Origin of the sequence: Mesorhizobium sp. M1322 (assembly GCF_040318085.1) — a bacterium.
Classification (GTDB): Bacteria; Pseudomonadota; Alphaproteobacteria; order Rhizobiales; family Rhizobiaceae; genus Mesorhizobium.
This window is the reverse complement of sequence record NZ_JAMYLP010000169.1, coordinates 1-5,168: the sequence shown is the minus strand read 5'-3', so window position 1 is coordinate 5,168 and position 5,168 is coordinate 1. Positions and strand designations below refer to the sequence as shown.

The following is a 5,168-nucleotide window of genomic DNA, read 5'->3' as shown; positions in this document are numbered from 1 at the left end:
CTGTACCATTACTTCATCTGCTCGGGGGGGGGGGGCGTGTTTTTGTTTATATTCGACTGGTGTGGGGGGGCGGGGCCAGGGGCCGCACCAATTTTTTGTTTGAGCATCGGATTTTTCCCAAAACCGGTTCCCACTTGTGGGTCCGATGCTCTCGAGCAGCAGGAGACGATCATGTCGCGCATTGGAATCCATTCTTTCGTCTGGTCGGCGAGCTCGGCGCAAGGCGACCTCGAGCGGACGCTGGCCAACACCAAAGAGGCCGGCTTCGACCTGATCGAATTCTCCTATCTCGACCCTGCCAATGTCGACATTGGCGGACTGGCCAAGCGCATCGCCGAGCTCGATCTCGGCGTGGCGATCAGCATCGGGCTGCCGGCCGACGGCGACATTTCGAGCGCCGACAAGACGATTGCCGCGCGCGGCGTCGAAATCCTCAATGACACGATCGCGCTTACGCGCGATCTCGGCGGCCGGAAGGTTGCCGGCATCCTCTCGACCAGCCACGGATTGCAGGCGCAGGCGCCGACGCGCGATCAATGGAACCGCAGCGCCGGGACGCTTGCCAAGGTCGCGGAGACCGCCAAGGCCGCCGGCGTCACGCTCAACCTCGAAATCGTCAACCGCTTCGAGAGCAATCTGCTCAACACCGCGGCACAAGGGTTGGCCTTTATCGAGGACACCGGCTCCGACAACATCTTCCTGCATCTCGACACTTTCCATATGAATATCGAGGAGGCCGATATCGGGCTGGCCATCCGCCACGCGGCTGACAAGATCGGCTATGTCCATATCGGCGAGAGCCATCGCGGCTTCCTCGGCACCGGCAACATCGGCTTCGCCGCGATCTTCGATGCGCTGACCGCAATCGGCTATAGCGACGACCTCAGTTTCGAATCCTTCTCGTCGGAGATCGTCGACGAGAACCTGTCGAAGAAAACCGCCATTTGGCGCAATCTGTGGACCGACAATATGGAGCTGGCCCGGCATGCACGCCGCTTCATCGCCATCGGGCTGGAGACGGCACGGCGCAAGGCCGAGCTTGTTTCATCAAGCCATCAGCGTTAGCACCTGTTTGCGATCCTCAGGCCAGCTCAAAACGTTCCACGGCGCGCATGATGCCGCGCAGTTCAGCGAGGCCTTTCAGGCGGCCGATCAATGAGTAGCCGGGGTTGATCCTGGTCTTGCCGATATCGTCGGCGAGCAGATGGCCATGATCGGGGCGCATGGGGATCCGCCAGTCGGCGCGACCTTGCTTGCGACGGCGCGTCTCTTCCTGCATCAGAGCGAGGATGACATGCGCCATGTCGGTGCCACCCTCCAGATGCTCGGCTTCATGGAAGGAGCCGTCATCCTCGATGGTTACATTGCGCAGATGGACGAAATGGATCCGGTCGGCGAATTCCTTGACCATGCCGACAATGTCGTTGTCTGCGCGCGTACCGTAGGAGCCGGTGCAGAATGTCAGGCCGTTTGCTGGGCCGTCGACGGCGTTGAGGATGAAACGCGCGTCCTCGGCGGTCGAAACGATCCGCGGCAAGCCATAGAGCGAGAATGATGGGTCGTCGGGATGGATGCACATGCGCACTCCCTCCTGCTCGGCCACCGGAATGATCTCGCGCAAGAACCAGGCGAGATTGTCGCGCAATTCCTTCGGCCCGATCGAGTCATATTCCGCCAATGCCTCGCGAAAACTGTCCCTGACGTAGCTGCGCTCGGTTGCCGGCAGGCCGGCAATAAGATTGCGCTCGATCCTGTCGATCTGCTCTTCGTTCAGTTCCTTCAGTCGCGATTCCGCTTCGGCGATGCGTGCCGCGCTGTAGCTGGCTTCGGCATTCCTGCGCTTCAGGACGAAAAGGTCGTATGCGGCAAAATCGATCGCATCGAACCGCAGGGCGTAGCCCGTCGTTGGAAGACGATACGCAAGGTCGGTGCGGGTCCAGTCGACCACAGGCATGAAATTGTAGCAGATGGTCTTTATGCCGGCTTTCGCCAGCGCGCGGATCGTGTCCTTGTACCAGCCAACATAGCGAACCCGTTCGGCCGAGCCGATCTTGATCGAATTGTGGACGGGAATGCTCTCCACGACAGACCAGGTCAGCCCTTCGGCCTCGATGATCCGCTTGCGCTCCAGGATGTCCGTCAAAGGCCAGGCGCGGCCGTCATAGATATTATGCAGGGCGGACACGACGCCCGTAGCTCCGGCCTGCTTGACATGATCGAGCGTTACCGGGTCGTCAGGGCCATACCAGCGCCAACACTGTTCCATCGAGGCTTTCCTTTGCGATAAAACAGAACCGTATTGTTGGGCCACAATGGAAGTCAAATTAAAGGAGTTTGTGCAATGAGGGATTTCGACGGCAAGATCGCTCTGGTGACGGGGACGACCGGGATCGGCCTGGCAACCGCCAGACGTCTTAGCGCGGGCGGCGCGGCGATCATCGCCTGCGGCATTGATCGCGCGGCCAATGCGGCGATGACAGCGGAACTGGACAGCTCCGGCGCCGGGGCGCTGGTCATGGCGGTCGACGTCTCCGTGCCGGATCAGGTTCGCGACGCGGTCGCGGCCGGTGTCGAGCGGTTCGGCGGCCTCGATATCATCGTCAATTCCGCGGCGGTCCATCCATATGGAACCGCTGTTAGCACCGATTTCGACACCTGGAACCAGGCGATATCAGTCAATGTCGGCTCGATCTACCTGACCGCGCATTTCGGTATTCCCGAGATGATGAAGAGAGGCGGCGGCGCCATCGTCAACGTGGCTTCGGTGCAGGGCTTCGCCTGCCAGCAGAACGTCGCCGCCTATGCTACGACCAAGGGCGCCATCCACAGCCTGACGCGCTCTCTGGCGCTTGACTACGCGCGCTCCGGCATTCGCGTCAATTCCGTCAGCCCGGGCTCAATCCGCTCGCCGATCCTGGAAAAGGCGGCGCGCGGCGAGAATGGCACCGATGCCGATGTCGAGGCCGCCTACAGGCGCTTCGGTGAAGCCCACCCCATCGGGCGCATCGGCGAGCCGGAGGAAGTGGCGGAACTCATCGTCTTTCTGTGTTCGTCGAAAGCCGGGTTCTGTACCGGTGCGGACTACAGGATCGATGGCGGCCTGACGGCCGGCATCGGCGTGAAGTAGAACAGGAAGATCGGTCTCGGCTTTACGGGAGACGTTGTCGTCGGACGATTTTCGGTCAGCCGCCGCACGAAGCACCGACGGCGACCAATAGCGCATAACATGCGCGAGCGCGAATAGTGCACTTGCAGCCGGTTCAACCGTCTGATTCCCTTGGTTACGCTCGGCTGTCCTGATTCGCGCACTGTCCAAAGTCTTTGCAGTGCGCCGGGAACAAGCCTTCCACCGACCGCTGCGCTAGCGAATTCAAGGGGAGAGACGGCAAATGAACACCGCAACGAGGCCGGCAATCTCGGAGATGAGGCCCAAAATATCCGTCATCGGGGTTGGCGGCGGTGGCGGCAACGCCATCAACAACATGATCGCCGAAGGCTTGCAGGGCACTGAATTTATCGTTGCCAACACCGATGCCCAGGCGCTCACCATGTCGAAGGCAACGCGGCTGATCCAATTGGGAGCGCACGTCACGGAAGGCCTTGGTGCAGGCTCCCTGCCCGAGGTCGGCCATGCCGCGGCCGTGGAATCGATCGACGAAATCATGGACCATCTCGCGGGAACGCATATGTGTTTCGTGACCGCGGGCATGGGAGGCGGAACTGGAACTGGTGCGGCGCCGGTCATAGCGCAGGCTGCGCGCAACGCGGGAATACTGACCGTGGCCGTCGTCACCAAGCCGTTCGTCTTCGAAGGCAACCGCCGAATGCATGCGGCCAACGAGGGCATCGAGCGGCTCCGTGAAAGCGCCGATACTGTCATCGTCATCCCGAACCAGAACCTTTTCAGGATCGCCGATGCCAAGACGACCTTCGCGGACGCGTTCGCCATGGCGGACCGCGTTCTCTACGCCGGCGTCGGCTGCATCACCGATCTCATCGTCAAGGAAGGGCTGATCAATCTCGACTTCGCCGATGTGAAGTCGGTGATGCGCGACATGGGTCGTGCGATGATGGGAACCGGCGAAGCCACCGGGGAGGACCGCGCCAGGAAGGCGGCCGAAGCGGCAATCGCAAACCCGCTTCTCGACGAAGCGTCGATGATGGGCGCCAAGGGCGTCCTTGTCTCGATATCGGGCGGCACTGATATGACGCTGTTCGAGGTCGACGAAGCTGCCACCCGCATCCGCGAGGAGGTCGACGCCGATGCCGATATCATCGTCGGCGCCATTTTCGACAAGGCGCTCGCAGGAAAATTCAGGGTGTCGGTCGTTGCGACGGGATTGCGGCGGGGGCTTGAGATACCACTGACGGCAGGGTTGGAAAACCGTATCAACTGAACCAAGCCCCCTGGCAGCGCCGGCGGCAGGTTTCGACTGAAGATCCGCCGCTCTGGAGACCGCCGGCAGACGGTGGTCGGGGCGGGCCCCTTGCCAACCGCACTTGTTGCGGGCCTGCGGGTTAAGTTCTCAATTTTGTCTGCGCGACTCTTGCCGTGGAATTGAAAGGCCGGCCCAGCGCTCATGGCGCCGGCCGCGTGAACAGGGTGCGAAACTGCTCCTCAGCACGTCGCAGACCTTCATCTGTCAGAACTACCGACTTCGCCTTGTTTGCTGGATTGGCGATCAGCCCCTTCTGGTGCAAACGATCCAAAGCATCCCAATCCAACCCCTTCCAGGCGCGCCTCTCTTCATGCAGCGTTAGCCAAAGCAGACCCAGAACGGCGTTGTCGATCTTGTCAGTGTCCATCTCCATGCCAGGCAGTCTAACACGGGAAAACGGCGTCTGCCGAGGCCCGCACCGGTTGGATGCTTCTCTGCGTGTTTGTCAGTGTGACGCCCGACGCCAACCGTTTTGAGTTTGCTGGGGTTTTGTCGAAGCTGGTTGTCGGGACATAATTCACTTGCTCTGTCCAGCTGTGTCGGCTCGCCTCCCTTGCGGCCCCTGATGAGGATCAAAATTGAGCGCGCGGTTCAACCGCAAAACGGCCCGCGCGAGGCGGGCCGTTTTTGGATTTGGTTGCGGGGACAGGATTTGAACCTGTGACCTTCAGGTTATGAGCCTGACGAGCTACCGGGCTGCTCCACCCCGCGTCAACTTGACGGCGAATG

The 5,168-nt window shown here is 61.1% G+C and carries 5 protein-coding genes and 1 tRNA gene; 3 read left to right on the top strand and 3 right to left on the bottom strand.

Annotated features, from left to right (window positions below; translation table 11 throughout):
• Positions 1 to 171: 171 nt before the first annotated feature.
• The gene (locus NKH12_RS29880; protein WP_352956394.1) at positions 172 to 1,065 is read left to right on the top strand and encodes a sugar phosphate isomerase/epimerase family protein; all 894 of its coding nucleotides are present in this window, start codon (positions 172 to 174) and stop codon (positions 1,063 to 1,065) included.
• 16 nt (positions 1,066 to 1,081) lie between these two features.
• Here NKH12_RS29880 and uxuA read toward each other — a convergent pair whose 3' ends face one another.
• The gene (uxuA, locus tag NKH12_RS29875; protein ID WP_352956393.1) at positions 1,082 to 2,266 is read right to left on the bottom strand and encodes a mannonate dehydratase; all 1,185 of its coding nucleotides are present in this window, start codon (positions 2,264 to 2,266) and stop codon (positions 1,082 to 1,084) included.
• Positions 2,267 to 2,341: 75 nt separating this feature from the next.
• On the opposite strand from uxuA, the gene NKH12_RS29870 reads away from it, so the two are divergent.
• Positions 2,342 to 3,127 (top strand): SDR family NAD(P)-dependent oxidoreductase, encoded by a 786-nt coding sequence (locus NKH12_RS29870; RefSeq protein WP_352956392.1) that lies wholly within the window; start codon positions 2,342 to 2,344, stop codon positions 3,125 to 3,127.
• A 262-nt stretch (positions 3,128 to 3,389) separates the two neighbouring features.
• A complete protein-coding gene (ftsZ, locus tag NKH12_RS29865; RefSeq protein WP_352956391.1) occupies positions 3,390 to 4,397 on the top strand; it encodes a cell division protein FtsZ in 1,008 nt (335 codons plus the stop codon).
• A gap of 181 nt (positions 4,398 to 4,578) precedes the next feature.
• Here ftsZ and NKH12_RS29860 read toward each other — a convergent pair whose 3' ends face one another.
• Both NKH12_RS29860 and NKH12_RS29855 read right to left on the bottom strand, forming a co-directional pair.
• The gene (locus tag NKH12_RS29860; RefSeq protein WP_352956390.1) at positions 4,579 to 4,812 is read right to left on the bottom strand and encodes a DUF6429 family protein; all 234 of its coding nucleotides are present in this window, start codon (positions 4,810 to 4,812) and stop codon (positions 4,579 to 4,581) included.
• Positions 4,813 to 5,073: 261 nt separating this feature from the next.
• Positions 5,074 to 5,150: transfer RNA gene (locus NKH12_RS29855), tRNA-Met, on the bottom strand.
• Between the last annotated feature and the right edge of the window lie 18 nt (positions 5,151 to 5,168).

Bases quoted from the DNA above. Each gene is read 5' to 3' on its own strand.
- NKH12_RS29880 (WP_352956394.1), top strand. From the start codon at position 172: ATGTCGCGCATTGGAATCCATTCTTTCGTCTGGTCGGCGAGCTCGGCG.
- uxuA (WP_352956393.1), bottom strand. From the start codon at position 2,266: ATGGAACAGTGTTGGCGCTGGTATGGCCCTGACGACCCGGTAACGCTC.
- NKH12_RS29870 (WP_352956392.1), top strand. From the start codon at position 2,342: ATGAGGGATTTCGACGGCAAGATCGCTCTGGTGACGGGGACGACCGGG.
- ftsZ (WP_352956391.1), top strand. From the start codon at position 3,390: ATGAACACCGCAACGAGGCCGGCAATCTCGGAGATGAGGCCCAAAATA.
- NKH12_RS29860 (WP_352956390.1), bottom strand. From the start codon at position 4,812: ATGGAGATGGACACTGACAAGATCGACAACGCCGTTCTGGGTCTGCTT.